General features: G+C 48.3%; 18 protein-coding genes. 10 read left to right on the top strand and 8 right to left on the bottom strand.

What is annotated here, in order from left to right:
* The first annotated feature begins 6 nt into the window (after nt 1-6).
* Entirely contained in the window at nt 7-960 is a 954-nt protein-coding gene (chlG, locus tag AKG35_RS01445; RefSeq protein ID WP_041384262.1) for a chlorophyll synthase ChlG, read from the top strand.
* The gene (locus AKG35_RS01440; protein ID WP_011129650.1) at nt 957-2933 is read left to right on the top strand and encodes a transglycosylase domain-containing protein; all 1977 of its coding nucleotides are present in this window, start codon (nt 957-959) and stop codon (nt 2931-2933) included. The genes chlG and AKG35_RS01440 overlap by 4 nt, the downstream gene beginning before the upstream one ends.
* A gap of 6 nt (nt 2934-2939) precedes the next feature.
* On the opposite strand, the gene AKG35_RS01435 is transcribed toward AKG35_RS01440, so the two are convergent.
* Together AKG35_RS01435 and AKG35_RS01430 are read right to left on the bottom strand one after the other, a co-directional pair.
* Complete coding sequence (locus AKG35_RS01435) at nt 2940-4295, bottom strand: 16S rRNA (cytosine(967)-C(5))-methyltransferase (protein ID WP_011129649.1); 1356 nt, start codon at nt 4293-4295, stop codon at nt 2940-2942.
* Nucleotides 4295-4696 (bottom strand): MGMT family protein, encoded by a 402-nt coding sequence (locus AKG35_RS01430; protein ID WP_011129648.1) that lies wholly within the window; start codon nt 4694-4696, stop codon nt 4295-4297. Before AKG35_RS01430 ends, AKG35_RS01435 begins: the two co-directional genes overlap by 1 nt.
* Here AKG35_RS01430 and trmH point away from each other — a divergent pair.
* On the top strand, nt 4695-5384 hold the full coding sequence (gene trmH / locus AKG35_RS01425; RefSeq protein WP_041384261.1) for a tRNA (guanosine(18)-2'-O)-methyltransferase TrmH: 690 nt from the start codon (nt 4695-4697) through the stop codon (nt 5382-5384). The two genes, AKG35_RS01430 and trmH, sit on opposite strands and share 2 nt — an antisense overlap.
* A gap of 51 nt (nt 5385-5435) precedes the next feature.
* Here the strand turns inward: trmH and AKG35_RS01420 are convergent, their stop codons facing one another.
* The 5 genes from AKG35_RS01420 to AKG35_RS12670 all read right to left on the bottom strand — a co-directional run bounded on the left by AKG35_RS01420 (nt 5436) and on the right by AKG35_RS12670 (nt 9306).
* Entirely contained in the window at nt 5436-5660 is a 225-nt protein-coding gene (locus AKG35_RS01420) for a hypothetical protein (RefSeq protein WP_011129646.1), read from the bottom strand.
* Nucleotides 5661-5723: 63 nt separating this feature from the next.
* Nucleotides 5724-6539 carry an ABC transporter permease gene (locus AKG35_RS01415; protein ID WP_080502877.1) on the bottom strand — a complete coding sequence of 272 codons (816 nt, stop codon included), beginning with the start codon at nt 6537-6539 and terminating at the stop codon, nt 5724-5726.
* A gap of 91 nt (nt 6540-6630) precedes the next feature.
* On the bottom strand, nt 6631-8130 hold the full coding sequence (locus tag AKG35_RS01410) for a sensor histidine kinase (RefSeq protein ID WP_011129644.1): 1500 nt from the start codon (nt 8128-8130) through the stop codon (nt 6631-6633).
* A 467-nt stretch (nt 8131-8597) separates the two neighbouring features.
* Nucleotides 8598-9023, bottom strand: a complete 426-nt coding sequence (locus tag AKG35_RS01405; RefSeq protein ID WP_236069621.1) for a prepilin-type cleavage/methylation domain-containing protein — start codon at nt 9021-9023, stop codon at nt 8598-8600.
* On the bottom strand, nt 9007-9306 hold the full coding sequence (locus tag AKG35_RS12670; protein ID WP_052646160.1) for a hypothetical protein: 300 nt from the start codon (nt 9304-9306) through the stop codon (nt 9007-9009). Before AKG35_RS12670 ends, AKG35_RS01405 begins: the two co-directional genes overlap by 17 nt.
* Before the next feature lie 370 nt (nt 9307-9676).
* Here AKG35_RS12670 and AKG35_RS01395 point away from each other — a divergent pair, with 370 nt between their 5' ends.
* From AKG35_RS01395 to AKG35_RS01370, 6 genes are all read left to right on the top strand, one after another.
* The gene (locus tag AKG35_RS01395; RefSeq protein ID WP_080502876.1) at nt 9677-10144 is read left to right on the top strand and encodes a pilin; all 468 of its coding nucleotides are present in this window, start codon (nt 9677-9679) and stop codon (nt 10142-10144) included.
* Between the two features lie 299 nt (nt 10145-10443).
* Entirely contained in the window at nt 10444-10971 is a 528-nt protein-coding gene (locus tag AKG35_RS01390; RefSeq protein ID WP_011129641.1) for a type IV pilin protein, read from the top strand.
* Complete coding sequence (locus AKG35_RS01385; protein ID WP_236069619.1) at nt 10956-12941, top strand: hypothetical protein; 1986 nt, start codon at nt 10956-10958, stop codon at nt 12939-12941. The genes AKG35_RS01390 and AKG35_RS01385 overlap by 16 nt, the downstream gene beginning before the upstream one ends.
* Nucleotides 12935-13726: a PulJ/GspJ family protein gene (locus tag AKG35_RS01380; RefSeq protein WP_011129639.1), complete on the top strand. Its 792-nt coding sequence runs from the start codon at nt 12935-12937 to the stop codon at nt 13724-13726. The genes AKG35_RS01385 and AKG35_RS01380 overlap by 7 nt, the downstream gene beginning before the upstream one ends.
* A gap of 7 nt (nt 13727-13733) precedes the next feature.
* Entirely contained in the window at nt 13734-14399 is a 666-nt protein-coding gene (locus AKG35_RS01375; protein WP_236069618.1) for a pilus assembly FimT family protein, read from the top strand.
* Nucleotides 14400-14512: 113 nt separating this feature from the next.
* A complete protein-coding gene (locus tag AKG35_RS01370) occupies nt 14513-16132 on the top strand; it encodes a hypothetical protein (RefSeq protein ID WP_011129637.1) in 1620 nt (539 codons plus the stop codon).
* A gap of 11 nt (nt 16133-16143) precedes the next feature.
* On the opposite strand, the gene lepA is transcribed toward AKG35_RS01370, so the two are convergent.
* The gene (gene lepA, locus AKG35_RS01365; protein ID WP_011129636.1) at nt 16144-17958 is read right to left on the bottom strand and encodes a translation elongation factor 4; all 1815 of its coding nucleotides are present in this window, start codon (nt 17956-17958) and stop codon (nt 16144-16146) included.
* Nucleotides 17959-18917: 959 nt separating this feature from the next.
* On the opposite strand from lepA, the gene AKG35_RS01355 reads away from it, so the two are divergent.
* Nucleotides 18918-24215 (top strand): hemolysin-type calcium-binding domain-containing protein, encoded by a 5298-nt coding sequence (locus AKG35_RS01355; protein ID WP_011129635.1) that lies wholly within the window; start codon nt 18918-18920, stop codon nt 24213-24215.
* Nucleotides 24216-24226 lie beyond the last annotated feature (11 nt).

Below are 24226 nucleotides of genomic sequence, written 5' to 3'. Positions count from 1 at the left end.
CCTGCCGTGAGCGACGCTCGCCAACTCCTTGGCATCAAAGGTGCCACTGGCACAACCAACATCTGGAAGCTGCGTCTGCAGCTCATGAAGCCTGTCACATGGATCCCACTGCTCTGGGGTGTGATTTGTGGAGCCGCTGCCAGTGGTCAATACCAATGGCGCGTACCAGATGTGCTTGCAGCCGCGGCCTGCATGGTCATGAGTGGCCCGCTTCTAACCGGTTACACCCAAACCATCAACGACTACTACGATCGCGAGATCGACGCAATCAATGAGCCCTATAGGCCGATTCCCTCCGGGGCCATCCCGCTGACACAAGTCAAGCTTCAGATCTGGATGCTGCTTCTCGGTGGTCTTGCAGTTGCCTATGGCTTAGATCGTTGGGCTGAACACACCACTCCCGTTGTGCTGTTTCTTGCCCTAGGCGGCTCATTTGTGAGCTTCATTTATTCAGCCCCACCTCTCAAGCTGAAACAGAACGGTTGGATAGGAAACTACGCGCTTGGGGCCAGCTACATCGCCCTGCCATGGTGGGCTGGTCAGGCGCTGTTCGGACAACTGACTTGGACCACAGCACTGCTGACACTTGCATATAGCTTGGCTGGTCTTGGTATTGCCGTCATCAACGATTTCAAGAGTGTAGAGGGAGATCGAGCCCTCGGTCTTCAATCCCTGCCAGTTGTCTTTGGAATCAAAAAGGCCAGCTGGATCAGTGCAGGAATGATCGACATCTTCCAACTCGCAATGGTTGTTGTTCTGATCGCCATTGGCCAGCATTTTGCCTCAGTCGTTTTGATCTTATTGATCATTCCCCAGATCACATTCCAAGACATCTGGTTACTGCGTGATCCCCTGGCCTTTGATGTTAGATATCAGACCAGTGCTCAACCGTTTCTAATCCTTGGCATGCTGGTTACTGCTCTAGCCATAGGCCATAGCCCATTAACACAGGGGATGTGACTCGCAAGCGCCGTCACTGGATTGTTATTTCAGTTAGTGCTGTCGCCATCGGGTGTGTCGCAGCCTTGGCTGAAAGGACTCTCACTCATGGCTTGGATTCGGTTCTGCCCGATGCCCGGCGGATAGCCAACTTCAACCGGCCAGGCACCATCACGCTGCTCTCCACTGATGGGCAGGTGATCCAAAAGCTTGGTCCCGCGACCCGCGAGAAGGTTGCGCAAGACAAGATGCCTCTGCTTGTGGAGCAAGCCTTCGTCGCGGCAGAAGACCGACGCTTTTACTACCACAATGGCTTGGATATCTGGGGTATCAGCCGAGCCCTGGTGACAAACCTCCGCCAGGGTTCCGTGAGGGAAGGTGCCAGCACCATCACTCAGCAACTTGCTCGAACCGTATTCCTGAGTCAGGAACGAACCCTGCCGCGCAAACTCAAAGAAGCTGCTCTGGCCTACAAGCTGGAGCGACAGCTCAGCAAACAGCAAATCCTTGAGCAGTATCTGAATTATGTCTACTTGGGCTCAGGTGCTTACGGCGTAGCCGATGCAGCCTGGGTGTACTTCTCTAAATCCCCCAATCAACTCACACTGCCGGAAGCCGCTCTAATCGCTGGCATGCCCCCTGCTCCCTCAGTTTATTCACCACTGGTCAACCAGAAAATTGCCCTAGAACGCCGCGCAATTGTCCTTAAACGAATGCAGCAGGCCGGATTTATCTCTGCCAGAGAAGCCGATGCAGCTCGCGACAGCCCCCTCACTCTCAAGCCAGCGATACCGAAGTACTTCAACAGCAGCGCACCATTTTTCACCAGCTGGGTAGCCCAGCAACTCCCCAATCTGCTCACCCCAGAGCAACTAGAAGTGGGTGGACTCAAGATTCACACCAGCCTCAATCTGGCTTGGCAAAAGCAAGCCCAAGATGTGATCAGCAAATACGCCCCCGGGAACACAGAGGGTTCCATGGTGTCTATCGAACCAAGCACCGGTGAAGTGCGGGTGATGGTAGGAGGCAAAAACTTTAATACCAGCCAATTCAATAGAGCAACACAGGCTCTGCGTTCACCTGGCTCCACCTTCAAGCTTTTTCCCTATGCAGCAGCCATCAACGCCGGCATCAAGCCAGAGGACAAGGTTGTGGACGCGAAACGCTGCTGGAGAGGATATTGCCCAAAGAACTTCGGCAACAAATACCTGGGATCAGTGGCACTCGCTGATGCCCTGAGATACTCCCTAAACACTGTTGCAGTCCAACTACTAGACAAAGTGGGCTTTGATGCCGTGATCAGCATGGCCAATAATCTTGGCATCGGCACCACTCGCCCATTAGGCAAGTACTATCCGCTCGCTATTGGGGCCTACGAGCAAACAGTACTCGACATGACGGCAGCCTATGCCGCAGTAGCCAACCGGGGCATTTACATGAAGCCCACGCCATTTGAAGAGATCCGAGGCCCAGACGACGAGGTGATCTGGAACCACCAGTTAGAAGGCTACAAAGGTCGTCGAGCCCTCGATAGCGACGTAGCAGACACCATGAACTGGATGCTCCAGCGCGTTGTCAGCGGTGGCACTGGAGCTGCGGCATCCCTCGGTGACCGGCCAGTAGCGGGCAAAACCGGCACATCGGAAGGTGCCCGTGACCTCTGGTTCATTGGCTCAATACCACAACTAACAACCGCCGTATGGTTTGGCTACGACAACAACCGAAAGACATCTGGCGGCAGTGGTGATGCTGCATGGGCCTGGAAGCAGTTCATGACCAAGATCCAAGACAATTTTGAGGTACAACCCTTCCCACCAAAACCAGTTATGAACCGCACCTTTAGGCCACCAGGCAAAACGAGGAGCAAACCAAAGAACGGCAGCGAGGATGCTGCCAAAGACCAAGATCAAACCCAGGGCCCTCCACCCAGATACATCGCACCTCCAGGGGGACCGCCGCTCAATGAAAACTTCGAGCCAATGCCTATTCCCTGATCAGGCTCAGCTGAGATCCAACACGGCTGAATAAAAACCATCACCACCATGCTCAGGATCAGGCCATAGTTGCTGTTCCTGAGACAAGCTCAATTCAGGATGCCGACCCAGGAAGGCCTCGATCTGATCAAAGTTCTCGGCCGGATGGATGGTGCAAGTGGCATAAACCAACCGGCCTCCAGAGCTAAGCAGAGGCAGAAGGCCTTCCAGCAGCTTGGACTGCAAGATCACCAACCCCTCAACCTGCAACGGAGTGACTCGCCAACGTGCGTCCGCATGACGGGCCAAAGTACCTAACCCAGAACATGGGGCATCCACAAGAATGCGCTGGAAGGATCCTCGCCAGCTTGGCTTCACCGCCAACAGATTCGAGGCATCTGCGACTAGAGCATTGAGGCAGTCACCCCCCAAGCGAGCAGCATTATCCGCCAAGCGCTTGAGTCGACCAGCGGAACGATCCACAGCCCACACCTCTCCCGAACCACCCATCAGCTCAACAAGATGAGTGGCCTTACCCCCTGGTGCTGCGCAAGCATCAAGAATCCGATCCCCAGGCTGTGGCCGCAAAAGCGGTGCGACCAACTGTGAAGAGCGATCCTGCACACACCAATGTCCTTGCTGATAGCCAGGCCACTGGCTTAGGTCACCAGCACTACCAGTCACCATCAAACCATCAGGGCAGCTCTCGATCGGAGTGCTCTCTACTCCAATAGCCTCAAGCGCCAGCCTTACTTTCTCACGGCTTGTACGACGTCGATTGATCCGCAAATCAAGTGTTGGTACCTGGTTGCTGGCACGAGCAAACAGCTCAGCTCCCACCTCGCCTCGCCAAACAAGTAACTGCTCCACCAACCACAACGGTAGAGATTCCGCTTGCGCCAACCGAGCAGCAGAGTCCTCCGGCTCGAGGAGCACCATACCGGCATCGCGTGCACGCAATGCCGCCCGCAAAATGCCATTCACCACTGGAGCTAATCGGGCAAGCTTGCCGGTCTTAGCAAGTTCAACGCTGGTGTTCACTGCCGCTGCAGCTGGAATCCGCTGCATACGCAGAATCTGATAGAGCCCCAAATGCAGCAACCAGCGCAGCACTGGTGGCTGTTTGCAAGCAGGCACCTTGCCAAGACGATCCAACCAAGCATCGAGCCATTGCCGCTGACGGATTGCGCCATAAGCCAATTCCATCACCAGGCCACGGTCGGCACCGCTCATGGGGTTCTGACGAAGAGCTCGTTCGAGAGCGACATCTGCATAGGCCCCTGCCGCCACTGCCTGTAACAGCTCCCATGCCACCCGCCGCGGCAGCAGTCCCGGTACAGGTACAGATCCATCAGAGGCAGCAACGGAAGAAGAAGACAACATCAATGGTTGTCCTGGACTGAGATGAACCTTCCAGAGCTAACGCCTTCCTGAGCCATTCCCGGCAAAAGGCCCTCATCACTCAACTGCGGCCGCCAAAGATGCCGTCGTAAGGGCAAATGACCCTCGGCATCCACAAGGATTCCTTCAGCGATCAACATCTGCCGCTGCATCCAGTCAGATCCTTCACGGCTCAAACTCATCGAAATCATCCCTTTCGCATTCACCACTCGATGCCAAGGAACCTTGGATGGCAAAGGTAATCGACGCATAGCCCAACCCACCTGACGGGCACATCCATAGGCACCGATCATCTCGGCAATCTGACCATAGGTCGCTAACTGGCCGAAAGGGATGAGGGACACGGCATCCCATACCCTCAAGTCAAAAGACGCTTGGCCCATGCCTCTGCTGCCTCGCCGATTTGATCGTCTCAAGGCTGTTCTGGATTGCCGAATGGCAGATCTGACGGTTCTGCTTGAGCACGTAGAAAAACCCCACAACCTCTCAGCCATTCTGCGCAGCTGCGATGCGGTGGGTGTCCTGGAAGCCCATGCAGTGAACTATTCAGGACGCCTGCCCACCTTCAACAGTACCGCTCAGGGAAGCCAAAAGTGGATACCGCTCAAAGAGCACAGCAGCATCGAAGTTGCCGTCAAGGCCATCAAGGACAGTGGCTTTCGCCTTTATGGAACCCATCTAGGTGGAAACGCACGCGACTACCGAGACTGCGACTTCTGCGAACCTACAGCCTTCGTCCTGGGAGCTGAGAAATGGGGCCTTAGTAAGCTGGCGACGCCGTTGATGGATGAAGGGATCTTCATCCCTATGAGCGGCATGGTGCAGTCGTTGAATGTTTCGGTAGCAGCAGCAACCTTGCTCTTTGAGGCCCTACGTCAACGACGGCTGGCTGGTATCGCACCTCAAGCAGGCGAAGGCCTAGAACCAGCGCTTTATCAACAGCGCCTATTTGAGTGGGCCTATCCAGAAGTTGCAGCATGGTGCCAGCAGGAAGGCAAGTCATATCCTGCCCTTAACGATCAAGGCGAAATCCAAGGAAGCCTCCCCCGCAACGTGAGATTGCGCTGTTAAGCAACCAGCCAACACTCAAAATGGCATCTGCACATCTTTGCTTGCATGCGATCAATTGATCCCAAGTTGTTTTTGACGTGCCGCGGGAAGACGCAAGCCAATCAGCAAGACAATGCTTTCCAGCAAAATGTTTTGGCCTATAAACAGCACAACCATGGCCAAGCCGATCGCTAGCATCTTCTCAAGCAGACCGATCACATCATCAGAATTTCGGCGCCCGGAGACCCAAAGGAAGATCATCATCGCCAGCAAGATCAATGTGATCCACCAGGGCATGGCTTGAAGCAAAGACTTCCCCCAGTGTGGCCCTCCAAAGGATGCAATGGGAGTGATCTGAAATCAGGCAGTCGACTCATCGAGACCACTCACCCATGCCTCCAGCCCCTCACCAAGGAATGAGAGTCCCAGCACCAATACGAACATGGCCAAGCCTGGATAGAGAGCAGTCCACCAAATCCCAGTTGGCACTGCTGCCAGAGCCATATTCAGATCACTCCCCCATTCAGGCACAGTTTCCGGCAATCCCAGGCCGAGAAAACCAAGGCCACCAAGCACCAAAACAGCATCAGCAGCATTCATGGTCAGCAGGACTGGCACGGATGTGATCACATTGCGAAGCAGGTATTTGCGCAAGATCCAAATGGGGCCAGCACCGAGGGAACGGGCAGCCTCCACGAACAGTTCTGCTTTCACCTGGGCTGTTTGGTTACGAACCACGCGGAAGTACTGGGGCACATAAACAACACAAAGGGCTGCGGCCGCATTGGGAATACCCCGTCCAAGCAAAAAAGCCAAGACCACAGAAAGCAAGAGCACCGGCAATGTGTAGAGGGTGTCCATCACCAACACCAACATGCGATCAAAAGCACCTCCGAGGTAGCCACTCATCATCCCTAGGGGCACCCCCACCAACACAGCCAAGGTCACCGCAAGAAGAACCACCTGCAAAGCCACACCACTGCCCTCCATGGTGCGAACACATACGTCCCGTCCGAGACGATCAGTTCCGCACCAATGCCCCCATGAAGGAGGCGCATAAATGGGATTATCAAGACCAGCGTTGGCCTCAGGCAAAACACCCACCATCACCAACAAGGGGGTGATTAAGGCCATCAACAGATAGATGGCAACAATCACCATCCCCCAGCGCGCCATGCGAGTCGACAAGGTCACTCGTGACAGACGCAAAGACGAAAGATCAAAGCTCACTGCTGAGGAAGCAGACAGAACAGTCTCTGCATTGTTGCTAAGCCGGCTGAAAACGTTGCAACTCAATCACAAAGATCGCTCCACCATCAGCAGCATTCTCAACCCAAACGCGGCCTCCCATCCGCTTCACCAACGAGTACACAAGAGCTAGACCAACGCCACTGCCAGGTTGTTGTGCCGTGTTACTACCGCGCTGAAACTGCTGAAAAATCAGCTCCTGATCTGCCTCTGGCACACCAGGGCCATGATCTCGAACTTGCAATCTCACATGTTCATGCGTGCTAACGCAGCTCAATTCAACTCGCTTTTCTTCTGGGCTGTACTTGAAAGCGTTCTCAATCAAATTGCTAAGACACTGCACGACCCTATCGTGATCACCAAGAGCCCAGATCTGATCAAAACCGTGTGAACTCGATTGGATTTTCAAGCGAGTCTCATGATCACCTTGGTTTAGTAAAAGCACCTGCTCTAACGTCTCAAATGCGGAAAAAGGCTCGGACGTAATCACCAGAGCGCCAGATTCCTCACGCGCAATATCTAATAGATCAGTGATTAACCTTCCGAGACGACGAGTCTCATCATCAATGATCGTCAATTGATGCCGCTGATCTTCACTAAGGTTTCCTGATCGGCGCAAAACCCTAGAGGTATAGCCAATAATTAAAGTAATCGGTGTGCGCAGCTCATGACTGAGAGCATTAGCAAACTTCCTCTGACGATTCCAAGAATCAGCCAAATGATCTAAAAGAGCATTAAACGAACCGGCAAGCGGCTTAAGTTCCAGAGGTTCATATTTCGGATCACAGCGATGATCGTCGAGAGATCCAGACGAGACTGATTCGATCACGCCGCCAAAGCGCTGCAAAGGCTCCAAACCTCGTCGAATGCCTGTACGCGTTAGGGATAAGGTCACCATCGAAGCAAGTAAAGCAGCTAAAAAAAGAATGATGGTTAGAATATTTTGCTGGCGAATCTGACGACTAACATCCTGCACCAGATAAATATTCCAATCATTTCCATGCAGGTCAACTTGATCTTTAATGATTGAATAATAAGCTGAATCAATATCAATAAGAACAGGTCCATATCTGGAATCACCTTGATATTTCTGCAAACCGTAAGAAGCTAGAACCTTGCCAAGACCGATACCTCCTCTCACATCAGGGATCACAAAACCAGCCTCAAACCCCTTGGGGTGCATCGAAATCAAAAGATCAAAAGATGAAAAATCACTCAGCAATCTCTTCAGCAAAAGTGTATCAATACTGTTTTCAGATGCCGATACTGAATCGGCGCGAAGGATCAAATCCTTCGACTGACGAAGAATAGCCTTGGCATCGTTAAGATCTTCCCGCTGAGCCTGCCTACGCTGTTCAGCCGGTAGCTGCAGGTTAAACAACAACAACAAGCCATATCCCAACCCCACAGCCATCAAGCTGGTGCGCTCTATAACGCGGCGAATCGAATAAGGCGGACGCCTAAAATTGATCCAGCCCCCTCTTGCGTTCAATGACTTACCAAGACGGTTAATGTCCAACCAAGAGCTCCTTGCTTAGCATTACATACTTTTGCCGTTCTCAACGACTACACCTGTGACCGGAATCATTGATCCCTGTGATCGAGCTCACAATCCCAATGAGGGAAGGGATCTAAGTTAAAAAGATTTGTTAAATTGTTTTTCCTAATAAGTTGATTATTCAACCCTAAATTCCGGTCTCCCTTGATGCAACCCTTCCAATGAAGGGTATTGGTGGCATCTGCTGTTCTGCAGTCAAAATAAGCAGGCGTGGAACTCCATCACAAAACAGTTGCGTACTGACATCCTAAATTCCGCAAAAAAAGCATTACACCAAAGCCATATTGCGAGCAAGCTATGCATCATTAGTGTCGAACATTTCGTCTAAAAAATTTGTACCTTATCCGAATACAGCATCGATAAAAGTAAAGTTGATTGAGCCTGACATGCTTTTTGCATACGCCAATCAATTGTCAACGCGCAGGGCATCAAGCAGAGGCAGCTGAACGGATGCGCTGCATCTTCCCGTTAGGAGCCTTAAAATTCTCCTCCAGTTCAAGGCGCAACACCGGCAGAAGAGGATCCGGGCGAGCCACAAAACCAGGTTCCCCATGACTGAGCGAGGCAGGCAAGCCATAGATCAGCACACGGTTCTGGAAGCCGCCTGCGAGGTTAGGCTCGCCGTTGATGTCAAACGCCGGGCCACAGCGCATCAACACCTGGCTGCACCAGATCGGCGATGGAGCCGAGCCAACCGAGTAGATGATGGCCCTTCGACGGGCTTCGCGATCATCTTGTGCTGTAGCGATTGCCAACACAGGCTGACGACCGGCCAAGGAACAAGGCCAAAGGTTGGAGATTGGCGGATCAGCCAGCCAGCCATAGCCGCGCACCAAGTCAGCCTTGATCAACATCAGCGCATTGAGAGCCCAAATCATTCCAACGACTGGAAGGCCAAGTGAGAAGGCAGGCATGGGAATCTGTAGCCAGCTGTGCGAAGTGCTGCGCAGCGGAGCGAAGCTGATCAGCGCGCATCCGCTCGGCCATGCTGATGCGCGTGCGACTACGGCTCAGGAGCGCTAGCGAAAATAGCGAAGTGCTGCCAAGCAAAACCACAAACGCAGCCGCAAGCGCCAGGGGCAACACCAAGCCAGCGGTGGTGCTTTGAGAACAGCCCCGCTGGCGATAGGAAGTCATCTCAAAACAACAACTACGACAAGGGTTCCCCGCCGGCGTAGGCAAGCAGCACTCGCAGAAGATGAAGACCTTGATCAGTAAGAAGCCAGCAGATCAATCCTGCAAAAGCCTGCTCAACAAGGCGTTGAAATCAATCAACAGCGATAGCAATCGGCAACTAGCCTTCGGATTGGTAAAAGCCTGAAAGGCCAGAGGCCAGAGCGGATCAGCTGAGGGGCAAAAGCATGAAAGCAAGCATCTTGGGCCAACAGTTAACGAGCCTCTAAGCCGGTTCAAAGGGAACTCTCAGAGAAGCCTTAGACGATCCTTCACCACAAAATCGCCATATCAAGGCAATATGATCAGGCAAGTATTGATATTGCATATCATCATGAGCATCCTCAACCAACAGCTAAAGCTTGCGCTGTTGAGACGCCAGAAGGGAGCTAGTGCTTTACAGCAAGGCTTCACCCTGGTGGAGCTGATGATCGTGATTGTGATCGTTGGCATCCTGAGTGCGGTTGCCCTGCCGCAATTCACCGGGATTAAAGAAAAAGCTGAGCTCAACACACAACTCGGCGAAGGAGCTGGGCTTGCCAAAGAATGCGCCGCAGCAATCATTACCGACGGCCCATATCCCGATAATTACGCATCACTAACTCCAAGTACAGGCCTAACCATCTCAGGCAATTGCAATGATGGCTCTGGTGGAGCACCCTCGGCAAACGTCACCTACACCACACAAGCAGATGCCAATGGAGGCAGGGCTAACTGCAATGGAAGCGCTCTCGCGAAAGGGAAAAAATGCCGAATTAGCGTAGACAAAGACAATGGACAAGTAAGCCAATCAGCAGTCTGACCTTCAACGACAGAACGAGACGGATATAACATTAATAAACATAAGCACTAATTACAAATAGGCCATCAATAAGAGCAATTGGTCCAATCAACACGGCTATATATTTCGCGAATGGCTCATTCTGTACAAAAAGATTCTCCGCCAAAAATTCTGGCAAAAGTAACCATGGCCATGAGCTAATCTATCAAGCCTTTTTTGAAATCATCTTCTGCATAAGACTCTCAACCACTTCTCAGATTATTCTCAGTATTTACAGAAAGAAGCCTAATAGGATAGCAACGAAAGAGAGAAGAATTCAGATGAAACTTCTTCCACTGCAAGCAAATAGCGAAATAACTGGGGGCTTTACGCTGATAGAAGTTCTGCTTACGGTCGTAATAATAGGGATCCTTAGTGCCGTTGCGATGCCAAATTACTTTAATCAAGTGCAGAGAGCCAAACAAAGTGAGGCTGTAGCGACTCTGGCTCAGATACAAAACACCCTGGCAGCCTATATCGATGAGTTCAACCTAGCGCCTACTGGATGGAAAGACCTCAATGAAATTGCTGCAATCATGACAACTAAAGGGCCTGCAAATCAGACAACATTCAATCAGATTATTTTGCCAGGTGGCAACTATGCACTGAGCCGGAGTGATAATGGCGAGAATGAAAACTATTTTGAATTCACAGCAAGTTCTACTAACACTAATAGCGAAACTGCCAAGTTTAATGTGATGGCATGCATTGATCTTGAAGGAGGAGCTAGTGACATAAAAAGAGGAGTAATCGATAGCAAAAAGAATGATGCCGTTAGCGATACAGATCTAGTATGTATACCCAAATAATAATGTCTAAAATTAATCGGTATAAATTTCATCATCTACGAAGCCAATTAGAACGGAACAAACCTCCAAAAGGAGAAGAAGGCTTAGCAATGTTATTGGCATTGTTAACAGGATTAACCTTGCTTGCCGGTACGACTGGTTTACTCATCCGTCAACTGATGGCAAGAAAAATTGGAGCCGCCCAAAGCTATCAACAGATGGCTGAAGCAGCCGCATTAAATGGGTTCAACCGTATTCTCAACACACTTAATAGTAACGATCCTGAGAATTACAAAGGCTATCTTTTTACGATTAACAATGGTGAATCGACATCAACGAACAATTGGATTCGCATCAACACAACAGATGAAGCAATGCTTGAAGAGCTTTGTACAGACATCACAGCTCTTCCAAATCATCCATCCAATCAAGAAGCTGTATGGCCAACAGGCCTTGTGGCTAAAGACAATAATGAAACAAAGGTCTCGTTGCCATTTATAGAAGATCAATCGAGAACCCAAAGGAATGATGGCAAAGGGAGCATTCAGACTTTTTACCGGCTTCGTCAATACAAACCACCTGCCAAAGACATACAAGGGGGCTACGAAGGTAGAAAGGGGGCTGCAAGGTTCCAAGTAGAAGGCTTCACCAAAAGGGTGGGATCTGAAGATAACTATTTGGCCAGAGCACTTTTAAGTCGTTCTCTCTTTGTTCGTTCTGTTGTCAGCAAGCCGGAAGATTGGGGAGTAATGGGAGCTAATAATTATGATCTAGGCACTACAACAATTAATGGTCCAGGCCTGATTCTTTTGAATGTAAGCAACAAGAATGAAATTCTAAAAGATGATGGTAGTTGCAGGAATGATCTTGCAACTTCAGTCTTAAATAATAGCTCCAATGCACTAAGAGATCGAATATGGCCTGTAATGAATAGAGGGTTACCAGCAACTGAGCTTTTTGCTAATACAAAAAACTCAAAAGAAGGTAAAGAAATCTTCGATGAAGATAGCCAACGCAAAGACACTCCTCGCGTATGGAGTTTTGACGACTCAAGTAAAACCAATGATTTTGACTGTGGTGAGGATCAGATTGTTTGCACAAGAGCAATCAATAGCACGAAAATGTCCGCCCCAAAAGGTATTGATATTGACTCCAAAGTTATCGACAAAGAAACTAGTCCCACTCTTAAAGAATACCGTTCGAAAGTCCTATATAGCAATAGCATTGCAATTCGTGCATGTTATCGGTGGACATGCATTGACGGCAAACCAAGAATCAGAGATGGCTGGAAATTTGGTCAAAACCCAGGCAATATAGACTATGGAAATCAATGGACTTTTTGGATTCCAGAAGAAACAGAAAAAGATCGCAAAAAGTGGACCGTGCGAATCAAAAAGCAAGATATTTGCGCAAATACTGACGAAGCATGCCATCTCTATATAGAACACATCAATCTAGAAAATACAACCGTATTGATCGAGAATGATCAACGGCCCGTAGTTTTACACCTTGGGTCCCCAGACGAGACGAAGCTCAGTAACCGCATCGATTTATCAGAGAAGAGCTTGCTTTGTGGCGTGAATCGTCAAGGTACAAAATGCAATGAAGCGCCAGAGAAATTGATATTGGTCTCAAAAAATAGTCTCAAAGCCTCAAAACAATGCAATTCAAATGATCTTAAAAATGACGAAAAATATGTTTTGAGCATAGCAGGCAAAAGCTTACCTGCAGCATTTGTCTTACTGAAAGGAGGAACATTCACCCTCAGCAATGATGCAGAGATGCGCGGAGTCGTCTGGGCTGATAACTTCTGCTCACAATCTAAGAAATTCTCTCTAACAACAAAAAATCAAAATAGCCTTAAAGGATCTGTCATTGAAGCTGGCGATGAACTCTGGAATTTAGTTGATGGGGAGGAATACACCGGTTACGGACGGACCATCACGCGTGGTGTTCGTGGTACAGGTTTAGATATCTTCCAGCGATGGTGAAATACATAATACCTAGAAGAAAGACGAAAGAGGTGACTTGGATTCATTCAATCAGAGAGTACTGGAATGGGCATTTAGCTCAAGCAAGTGAAAAATCCTTTAATCAAGCAAAGGTTGAACAGCAAGAAATTTATTCCGATATTTTCATATTTAAATGCAAAAAGCTTATAACCACTAAGCTAAAATCTATAGCCGCCTTCAATGCCAAAAGGATTCCAGCAATAAATCATCAAAGAGGTTCTGGATTTACCTTGGTCGAAGTACTCATCGCTGGTACCATACTTAGCATGGTGATGGCTGCTGTCAGCAGGATATCCCTTGCCGCACTAACAAATAGCATGCATCAACATGAACGGACTACGGTTGAGGCAGATATCAATAACAATATCCAACTTCTACAACACGCAGACTCCCAATTAACTGACAAGAAAATCCTCGCTGATAATGAGCTAGAGGCTGCCTGTGAAGACCCTGCTAAATACTTAAACAGCCAGATTATTAATAGTGGTGGTGATTTCTATGTAGAGCCCCCATCCAGCAATGGACGCAAAAGGGCAAACCGAGGAATGATCAAAAGAAGCACTATTACCAATGACAAAAGTGGCAATCTGATTATTGTCTACAGCTTTGAAGGGCCAGGTGTTAAAAAAGAGCTCAAAAATGGTTCAACTAAGCTGCTACATGACACTGAGCTTCAAAACGCAACAGAGCAAAGAATTTTTGAACTTAGTCCTCAATTCCAAGCCGAGTTGTGTGGGCTAGGAAACATGACACATGAGCAATAGTATGTTAATGAATAAAGCAACATCCTTAAAACAGACCAAAACTGGCTTCAGCTTGCTTGAAGTTTTGGTTACGATCACAATTGTAAGCATTATTTCTGCATATGCCATCCCAACATATAGACGAAACCTCTCCCAAGGCCATGTTGATCGCTACACACAATTTTTAAAGACTGGATTATTTAGCCTTCGATCAAGGTTGGCAAAAACAAAACAAATCTGCCGCTTCAATCTCAATCAAGATTTAGCAACAAAGGAGTTTGGATCTCCATCGAAATTGGTTGAGTTCATGCAAGCTGATGGCAGCCGCAGCGATTCACAACGCTTGAAATGTTGCTCAAACAAAGATCCATCCACGTTAGACGATTCATTAACGAAAGATGATTTTTATCTATGTACAAAAACCGACCTTCAAGGAAAAGAACCTTATCGTTTTCTAGCCCTTGAGGGTACAAGAGAATCAAAGGAAGTTGAAGTGGCTGCTCTACAAGCCGAATATGAATTAATCCCTTCAGGAATCAGTGCTCAGCAATATAATCAACTAACAATCCTGGTGAAATCCCGTCATAGCGATAATGAGCCTCGCTTAAGAACCCGATGCATCGAGCTCGAAGGAAGCGCTCAAATTCACAGCGGAACCTGGAATGACGACACTGGCTTCTGTGACACCAGTTAATACTGGTTATCAGACAATACTCAGGGAATTTTCACTATAAATCGAGCAATTTAAGCAGCATCCCTGAGATAATTAAATCATTAGAGGCACGCTTTAACGATGACATCAGATCCATGAAATCACTTAAGGCCCTTTCAAAACAAAAAGGCTTTGGCCTCAGACGCAATGGTTTTGGTTTGTCTGAGACCGTTGTTGCCGCAGGGGCCAGCATTCTTCTCATTGGAGCTTCTTCTCTAGCATTACGCTCTACCCAAACATTGGTTGACAGATCTGAAAGTAAAGCCAGCTTGCGCCAAAATACTACAAATGGTCTTAGGCTATTGAGATCAGAAGTCGAACGAAGTCTACATATCCTGGTCAATAATAGTGAAGCTATTTCAAATGAACAAACCCGCACAGACTTGGGTCATAAACAATACGCAGCCACTCTCAAACAATGTGAGAGCTTGGCGGAAAATCAAACAAAAGCATTTAAACCAGTCTTTGGCATCAAAATGGCTGAGATCGATACACCAGTCATTTATGGATTTAGCGTTAGTTCAAGTAATAACGGCTATGCCTTAATGAGATGTGGTGCTCCACTTGATCTTGATGGACGTTATAATGATGCCAATGGAATCAGCTCGCTGTTTCTAGCTAAAGCAATTGAAGATATTGGTACCATGGGGTGCTATAAACCTGAAGGAAATTGCAAGCACCCCACAACCCCTGAAGGGGATATAAAAGGCCTCAAAGAAATCGTAGAGGATCTTGATGTTGATTTTGAAAAAGATCAAACACCAATACGAAGTTTCATGGAGCCAGCTTTGCGCATGGAGACTGATCCCACTCGTAAATTGGTCAAATTTATAGATCCAGATCCCAACAATGATCCTAAGAAATTTGAAGAGGATAGTTACCTGGAAACCAAAAGCGGGTCACGTACAATTGCAAAATACCCCCTTTTCCTTGCTGCCTTCGCTAGAGCCGATAAACGCCTTGAGAACTATGGAAGTGATAGCTTCTACAATGGAACCTATTTTCGTAATGTTCGAAGCAAACGAGTACGTTTCCTAGTCGATGGTTCAGGCTCAATGAGCGCATGCATTCTTTGGGGTAGTAAAGATTATCCTAGTCAGGCTAGAATATATTGGGCTGAAGTTCTCAACTATAGAGGCAGAACATATAAAAATGTATGGTATAGGTCTAGCCAATATTGTGCATTAACCCGAATGGAATCGCTGCAAACGGAACTCAAACGCCTGATTACATCACTGCCCGAAGACACTAAGATTAGTCTCCAATCCTTTAGTTCGGCAGGGAGTAATAATCACAGAACATGGGAAAAATCAAGCAATGGCTTAGTCAAGATTGGACAGGATGGATTCCGCGAATCAGCAATTTCATTCGTGAATTCAATGGATAATGGTGATCCCAGGTCTTGGGGGGGTACTTACCCATGGGAGGGTTTAGACAGCTCTTTTGATGACAATGAAACGGACACCCTATATTTCCTCACTGATGGAAAGCCCAACAAAAGGCGGGATGGGAGCAGCTGGCAAGACTATAATTATGACTCTACAGTGAATCACTATCTAGATCATAATAAAAGAAGAAAGCAAACACTAAAGACGAACACCATTGCCATTGGCCTTGCATCACCATGGATGGAAGACTTATCAACTAAAACCAGCGGTAATTATCTACAGGTTGACAAACATACCGCTGCAAAGACATTAAGTAATGGTCAATAGTAAAAGATAAATCAGCTCGTTTGATTCAGCTTCAATACAGCCATAAATGCTTCCTGAGGCACATCCACTTTGCCCATGGCCTTCATCCGCTTTTTACCCTTGGCCTGCTTCTTCAGCAACTTTTTTTTCCTTGAGATGTCTCCTCCATAACACTTAGCAAGCACATCCTTGCGCATGGCACTGATACTCTCACTGGCAATAATGCGACTACCAATGGAAGCCTGTAAGGGAATTTTAAACTGTTGTCTTGGGATCAGCTCCTTGAGCTTCTCCACCAAACCCTTACCAATGCTATAAGCCTTATCACGGTGCGCAATTGTGGTAAGTGGATCAGCCTTTTCTGCATTGATCAAGACATCCAAGCGCACCAGATCATTGCGGCGATAGCCAATCAAGTGATATTCCATTGAGGCATAACCCTTTGTGCGACTCTTCATCTGATCAAAGAAATCCGTCACCACTTCAGCCAAGGGAAGCTCATAAATTAAGGTCACTCTCTCAGTGGTGATGTACTTCATATCAATGTATTCACCACGTCGTTCCTGGCACAAACCCATCAGAGTGCCGTTGTACTCATTGGGTGCATAGATCTCCATCCGCACATAAGGCTCCTCTATTGATTCCCGCCTCTGCGGATCTGGCAATGTTGCAGGGTTATCCACCATCAACATCTGCCCATCAATCATGTTCACCTTGTAAATCACTGAAGGAGCAGTAACAATCAAATCCAAGTCATATTCACGTTCAAGCCGCTCCTGCACAATTTCCATATGCAGGAGTCCTAGAAAGCCACAACGAAAGCCAAAACCCATCGCACTGCTGGTTTCAGGTTCATACTTCAGTGCTGCATCTGAAAGCTGCAGCTTGTCAAGCGCTTCCCTTAGATCTGGATATTGATCTGAATCCGTAGGGAACAAGCCACAAAACACCATCGGCTTTGCCTCGGTGTAACCAGGTAGCGGCTCATCTGCTGGGGCATTGAGGAGAGTAATCGTGTCTCCAACCCGTGCATCAGCAACCGCCTTGATCGAAGCCGCCAGATAACCCACCTCCCCTGCATGAAGTTCATTGACCTCACACTGGTCTGGTGACATCACACCAATCTCATCAAGCTCATAGCTCTTCTTGCTGGCCATCAGCAACACTTTGTCCTTCGTGCTGATCCGGCCACTGATCACCCGGAAATACACAATCACGCCTCGGTAGGAGTCGTAGTAGGAATCGAAGATCAATGCCTTCGTTGGCTTATCGATGGTATCTGCAGGGGGCGGAATGCGATCCACCACCGCCTGCATAATCTCTGGTACGCCTAAGCCTGTTTTGGCAGAACAGGCAATTGCTGTTGAGGTGTCAAGACCAATGATCGCCTCGATCTCCTCTTTAATCCGTTCTGGATCAGAGCCCGGCAGATCAATCTTATTGAGCACAGGAATAATCTCTAGATCGTTTTCCAGCGCTAGATAGACATTTGCCAGGGTCTGGGCCTCAACACCCTGACTGGCATCCACCACCAACAGGGCCCCTTCGCAGGCCTGCAAGGAGCGGCTCACCTCATAGGAGAAATCCACATGGCCAGGGGTATCAATCAGGTTGAGCACATAGCTTTCGCCATCGGCAGCCGTGTAGTTCATCCGGGCAGCCTGGAGCTTGATCGTGATGCCCCGCTCTCTTTCCAAATCCATGTTGTCGAGAAACTGCTCCTGCATATCCCGACCGGCAACTGTGCCAGTGTCCTGCAACAGCCTGTCAGCCAAAGTCGACTTGCCGTGATCGATATGGGCAATGATGCAGAAGTTCCTCAAGCGAGAAACGGGAACGTCGGTCATGCGTTGGCGAATTCCCCTCTCGGGCGCTTTGGAGTCAGAATCTAGATTCTAAGGATCCTGCTGATCTGACCAGCCATGAAGAATGCTGGCAGCCATCTCATCAGGCCCATTGCTGCATGAGTGTATGGAGGGATTTTGCAACATCTACAACCTAAATTTACTCAAAAGCATCAAATATTCCTCGCCGGGATACTGATGCTTAAAGCTTGTGCATCCATATCACAGATGATCTCGATAGTATCAAAAGCTAATAAAGCAAGAAACTCTCTCTAAAGAACTAAAGCAAAACTAGCAAAATAGCGACTAAGATTCAAATTAAGATCTTAATGACAAGATTCACAGCGACAGATATCAATACGGCCAAATAAGAACGGCCTTGCACTCATTATGTAAGAAAGAGATGCTCAGAGAACAGGAATCATACCGATCAAGTGTTCCAGGTAATAGCCAGGTATCAAACTGAGCCTGAAGAATCGAGGCCTCAAATTGGTGAGCAAAGCCAGGCACAGGTGATCTGTGCTGCTCAACTCTCTTCATGCAATCTGAAGGTAGAAATAACTGATTGATCACCCAATCCTCACTCATTTCTCAGCCTTGCAACCCTGCTTGCATGGGATTCTCGTCGAGAAGACACACCCATACAGGCCATCTAGCGAACCATGCTCTATTCGCACAAGACCCATTACGAGACAAGCGTGAAAGCTGGACGTCAAGAACTGCTCCTGGCTCTCTCAGTGTCTAGCCCCCTGACCACGTTCCACAACAACCAAGCCACACCGTTTGAACTAGGAAAGATCACCTAGAGATTCCAGTTAGCACCTTGATAAAGACCTCTCATGAAATTCTCAGAGCAAGAAGCATCCCATTCTTCCTGGCCTCCTTTCCACTCTGGTCAAAAGCATTCATAGGTGAAATCAGTGGCAATAAGTAGTTCCCTGTTCTACCCAAATCATTAACCGATGGCTTCAATCACCAACTTCACAGCAAATGCATCTGATCGATGGGGTTGGTGGAGATGGAACCGGTGGTCGCCTCGGGGAACAACTGCCACAGCGATTGAAAATCAAAGCCTGCGTATCGATAGCGACGAACTGCGCATCTCAGCCACAGCCAACTCTGGCTGGCGTACAGCACGTGCAACGGGTCTGCTGAATAGCGAAGTTGAATACACCGGCAAAGCTGTAAGCATCAACACCTACGCGCAAGGGAGAGAGGCCTACTCCATTGGTATCGATGGCTCCCGGCTTTCTCTTGTTGGTAATGACAACAAGCTGGTTGATATCAACGCCACTTCAAGGGTCTTTGGATATGACCCAGCCTGGGGCCTTCGTCATTCCTCGCTAAGCACCCAGGGTGGTGATGACATCATCAGCATCAAAGCTGATGCTGGAATCCTTGGTGGCAGATTCGTCAACGCTGCGATCTTGGCAACAGGCCTTGAAAGCAGCTCGGTCAATACTGGCGCGGGCAATGATTTCGTTAGCCTTCAATCAATCGCAAGCGGTAGAACAACTGCCACTGCCTACGGCTCTACAGACAGTTCGATTGATCTCGGTTCAGGTAACGATTCCCTATTCATCAATGCTTCAGCTAGCGGTTCAGGCGGATGGTGGGGTGGCGGCAAAGTTGCAGCCTATGGAGCTCTTAACAGCGATATTCAAACTGGAAGCGGAGATGATTTCATTGTCATCAATGCCTCTGCTAGCAACCGTGGTGGTTGGTGGCGAGGTGGTGGTTATGCAGAGGCTGTAGGTCTTGGCAATGGCTCATCAATCAATACAGGTGATGGCAATGATGCCATTCACATCACCGCTCGAGCTGATGGACGCACAACCAATGCTTGGGCGATGCGCGACAGCAACATCAATACAGGCTCAGGCGATGATTCCGTCACTCTCAATGCATTTACCAATTCCAGGTTTATTGATCCGGCCTACGGCGCAAGCAACAGCTCAATCAACCTTGGATCTGGCAACGACTCGCTGCTGATTAATGCCTCTGCAAATGGGCGAACGTGGGGTTCGATTGCTGCCTATGGAGCATTAAATACCAAGATCAATACAAGTGGCCAAGAGCTTCAGGGATTACCTCCATTAGATGGTTTTGATGTTGGTAGTGAACAATCACCTCTCATCATCGGCATTGGCGAAGACCCCGTCATTGCTAATGACAACGACTCCATTAGCATCAATGCCTTTGCAACCAATTGGGGTGGTTATGCAGAAGCGATCGGACTAGGAAATAACTCTTCCATCAAAACAGGAGCTGGTGATGATTCGATTGACATCACAGCAAGAGCTGTAGGTCGCAATACCAATGCCTGGGCGATGCGTGATAGCGAAATCCATACGGGCTCTGGTGATGATTCCGTCATTCTCAACGCCTTCACTCAATCTAGAATTTGGGATCCGGCCTACGGCGCAAGCAACAGCTCCATCGAACTCGGCATTGGCAGTGATCAGCTAACAATCAATGCCAATGCACGTGGCAATGGCAGAGAAATCAAAGCTTATGGCCTAGAGGATAGTTTTGTAGAAAGTGGAGAGGGCAATGACGACATTAAAATCAATGTTTCAGCAGAAGGTGGCAATAGCAGAATCAACAAACACTCTTGGGAGCATATATATTCATACGAGTCCTCAGGCGATAGAAATTATAACAATCAAAGAGTTTATTCATATACAAATGAATACGATTATAACTCTGGCAGAAAATATAGTAACAGCTATGAATACGCGTCTTCCGGCTCCTACGATTACAGCCACGCTTCACAAAGAAGCGGTAGTCGAGACTATCAATCGACTTACAAAAATTCCTATAGCTACGGCAACAGCTGGTACAACAACAGCCGTGACTACGAACGCTCACACCTCAACAGCTACGACTACGACTACAGCAACAGTTCAAGTAGTTCCAGCAACCACAGCAATTCCTACTCGCGCTCTTACAACTACGACAACACCCGCAGCAGCAGCCATTCCAGCGATTACCTCAACAGCTACAGCAACTCCCATCAATCCTCCTACGACAACAACCGCTTCAATCAATCCTCCTACGACTACGACCACTCACGCATTCACTCCTACGGAGAAGCCACTGGTGCTGATGGGTCCAACATCTCTACAGGCTCTGGCAGTGATTCCGTCAACCTACAAATCAACGCCGGCTCTTCTGCCATAGGCCTTAACGATTCAATTCTCTCCACCAGCGATGGTAATGATGACATCACCATTGATATCACCGCTATAGGTGAAAACAGCTTCTACAACAAATCATCGAGCTCACGCTCCTCCTTCGATGATTCCACTGGCAGCAACAGCAGCGACTACAGCAGAATCGATTCTCGCTCTTCCAGTTACAGCAACGACTACACCAACAGCTACAGCAACTCCTACGAACGCTCTGACGCCAGCTCCAGCTCTTTCAACCGCGACTCAACAAATAGCCGCAGCGGCATCAATCAATCGACTTACAAAAATTCCTATAGCTACGGCAACAGCTGGTACAACAACAGTAGTGACTACGAACGCTCACACCTCAACAGCTACGACTACGACTACAGCAACAGTTCAAGTAGTTCCAGCAACCACAGCAATTCCTACTCGCGCTCTTACAACTACGACAACACCCGCAGTTACAGCAATTCCAGCGATTACCTCAACAGCTACAGCAACTCCCATCAATCCTCCTACGACAACAACCGCTTCAATCAATCCTCTTACGACTACGACCACTCACGCATTCACTCCTACGGAGAAGCCACTGGTGCTGATGGGTCCAACATCTCTACAGGCTCTGGCAGTGATTCCGTCAACCTACAAATCAACGCCGGCTCTTCTGCCATAGGCCTTAACGATTCAATTCTCTCCACCAGCGATGGTAATGATGACATCACCATTGATGTCAACGCTTTTGGCGAAAACAGCTTCTACAACAAATCATCGAGCTCACGCTCCTCCTTCGATGATTCCACTGGCAGCAACAGCAGCGACTACAGCAGCATCTATTCTCGCTCTTCCAGTTACAGCAACGACTACACCAACAGCTACAGCAACTCCTACGATCACAGCTCTTCCGGCTCCTACGATTACAGCCACGCTTCACAAGGCAGCGGTAGCAGCATCAATCAATCGACTTACAAAAATTCCTACAATTACAGAAGCAGCTGGTACAACAACAGCCGTGACTACGAACGCTCACACCTCAACAGCTACGACTACGACTACAACAACAGCTACAGCAGATCTGGAAACTACGATCACTCCTCCTCAGGCTCTTATAACTACGACTACAACAGGAGTTATAATTATGGCTACGACTATAATAACAACTACAACGGCTCTCATCAATCTAATTACGACAACAACCGCTTCAATCAATCCTCCTACGACTACGACCACTCACGCATTGAGACCCTTGGTGTTGCTATTGGGGCGGAGGATTCCACCATCTCCACAGGCTCTGGCAATGATTCCGTCAACTTGCAAATCAATGCTGGTTCCTCTGCCATAGGCCTTAAGAATTCTGTTCTCGAAACTGGCGAGGGACAAGATCAAGTCAACATCAGTGTTAATGCCCTAGGGCATTCCTTCTACCACGGCAAATCAACGGAGAAAGGTGATGCCAAAACTCTGTTGAATTCCACTATCTCAACAGGAGGTGGAGACGACCAGATCTTTGTGAACGCCATCGGCAGCCATTCTGGAGCGGCACTCACCAACAGCACAATCAAAACAGGAACAGGTGATGACTCTGTCTTGTTGAGTGGTGACCTAGTCAACAGCAGCATCCACGGCGGAGATGGTGACGACCAGATCCTGCATTCAGGCGGAGGCAACGCCGAGATCTACGGTGATGATGGTAATGACACAATTATCGGTGGATCAGGAGCAGATAAAATCAGTGGTGGGAAGGGTGATGATGACATCTTTGCTGGCGATGGAGGTGACACAATTGATGCTGGAGATGGCAAGGACAACATCACCATTACCGGCGGTAAAGGTATAAGTGTTACGACGGGTTTCGGCTCAGACACAATCGTTTTCACTGCCGATTACTACAGAAGTTTGCTAGAAGGAGCAAGTTCCGGAACAAACATCTTCGCAGACGACATAAATAACATATCTTCACCTCTGATGATCAAGGATTTCACTGTTGAAATATCCGAGAAAAAAGCAATCTTCAATCATAATGTAGCAATAAGAGGTGACAGTGCTTACACAATCGTCGAAGGGCCTACCTGGGAAGAAGCAGAGGCCAATGCTCAGAAGCTAGGCGGAAACTTAGTAACAATTAACGATGCAGAAGAGAATAAAGAAATGGGGATTTCTTTCGGCGATAATCTAGAGCTTTCACTAGAAGATGATCTTGTAATTGCTATTGGCGGTGATCCAGAGCCTGCTCTAGAGGATGATCTTGTAATTGCTATTGGCGGTGATCCAGAGCCTGCTCTAGAGGATGATCTTGTAATTGCTATTGGCGGTGATCCAGAGCCTGCTCTAGAGGATGATCTTGTAATTGCTATTGGCGATGATCCAGAACCTGCTCTAGAGGATGATCTTGTAATTGCTATTGGCGGTGATCCAGAGCCTGCTCTAGAGGATGATCTTGTAATTGCTATTGGCGGTGATCCAGAGCCTGCCTTCGAGCAAGATTCGATCATTGCGTTTGGCGAAGATTCCGAGCCCCTCCTAGAGGAAACTCCAATTGCTCAGCCATCAAGCAATCATGACATGATGAACTTTGATGACCTCCTTAATAATGTTGCAATCAACTACGACGGATCCAACGCCTTCGCTACAGGCCACATCAACTTGTCACAAGATGGAGACGATACATTGGTCAGCTTTGACGCAGATGGTATTGCTGGAGACAAAAATATTGGTATTGTCATAGCAACACTCCAAAACGTGAATACTTCAGACTTGAGTACGGGCAATATTGATTCGGATTATTCACTAGAGGGAGGATTGGATCCAATCACAGGAGCCGCAGAAACACAAATCGAAGAAGATTTAACAACAATCACTGCTGAAACAACTGATGCAATCATCAATCCAAGCAATGACTCACTTGTAAAATCAACAACATCAGAGGAGACTGATTCTATGGCAATTTCAGAAGCCATCAACGCCCTAACAACATCAGAGGATGTCGCCTCTGCGACATCCCTTACATCAACAACATCAGAAGCAACAAGTTCAACCGATATCGTCACAGCAGCGATAACCGCTGCTGTTGATCAAAGCACCATTTAACCAAAATAAGG

The organism is Prochlorococcus marinus str. MIT 9313 (genome assembly GCF_000011485.1).
Taxonomy (GTDB): domain Bacteria; phylum Cyanobacteriota; class Cyanobacteriia; order PCC-6307; family Cyanobiaceae; genus Prochlorococcus; species Prochlorococcus marinus_D.
Note: the sequence above shows the minus strand (reverse complement) of the source record. Positions and strands in the feature narration are given on the sequence as shown.

Excerpts from the sequence above, each read along its gene's own strand:
- AKG35_RS01395 (WP_080502876.1), top strand. The coding sequence starts at position 9,677 with ATGAGCATCCTCAACCAACAGCTAAAGCTTGCGCTGTTGAGACGCCAG.
- lepA (WP_011129636.1), bottom strand. The coding sequence starts at position 17,958 with ATGACCGACGTTCCCGTTTCTCGCTTGAGGAACTTCTGCATCATTGCC.
- AKG35_RS01415 (WP_080502877.1), bottom strand. The coding sequence starts at position 6,539 with ATGGCGCGCTGGGGGATGGTGATTGTTGCCATCTATCTGTTGATGGCC.
- trmH (WP_041384261.1), top strand. The coding sequence starts at position 4,695 with ATGCCTCTGCTGCCTCGCCGATTTGATCGTCTCAAGGCTGTTCTGGAT.
- AKG35_RS01375 (WP_236069618.1), top strand. The coding sequence starts at position 13,734 with ATGAATAAAGCAACATCCTTAAAACAGACCAAAACTGGCTTCAGCTTG.
- AKG35_RS01390 (WP_011129641.1), top strand. The coding sequence starts at position 10,444 with ATGAAACTTCTTCCACTGCAAGCAAATAGCGAAATAACTGGGGGCTTT.
- AKG35_RS12670 (WP_052646160.1), bottom strand. The coding sequence starts at position 9,306 with ATGACTTCCTATCGCCAGCGGGGCTGTTCTCAAAGCACCACCGCTGGC.
- AKG35_RS01385 (WP_236069619.1), top strand. The coding sequence starts at position 10,956 with ATGTATACCCAAATAATAATGTCTAAAATTAATCGGTATAAATTTCAT.
- AKG35_RS01435 (WP_011129649.1), bottom strand. The coding sequence starts at position 4,295 with ATGTTGTCTTCTTCTTCCGTTGCTGCCTCTGATGGATCTGTACCTGTA.
- AKG35_RS01420 (WP_011129646.1), bottom strand. The coding sequence starts at position 5,660 with ATGCCCTGGTGGATCACATTGATCTTGCTGGCGATGATGATCTTCCTT.
- AKG35_RS01405 (WP_236069621.1), bottom strand. The coding sequence starts at position 9,023 with ATGTTGATCAAGGCTGACTTGGTGCGCGGCTATGGCTGGCTGGCTGAT.
- AKG35_RS01370 (WP_011129637.1), top strand. The coding sequence starts at position 14,513 with ATGAAATCACTTAAGGCCCTTTCAAAACAAAAAGGCTTTGGCCTCAGA.
- AKG35_RS01355 (WP_011129635.1), top strand. The coding sequence starts at position 18,918 with ATGGCTTCAATCACCAACTTCACAGCAAATGCATCTGATCGATGGGGT.
- AKG35_RS01380 (WP_011129639.1), top strand. The coding sequence starts at position 12,935 with ATGGTGAAATACATAATACCTAGAAGAAAGACGAAAGAGGTGACTTGG.
- AKG35_RS01430 (WP_011129648.1), bottom strand. The coding sequence starts at position 4,696 with ATGGGCCAAGCGTCTTTTGACTTGAGGGTATGGGATGCCGTGTCCCTC.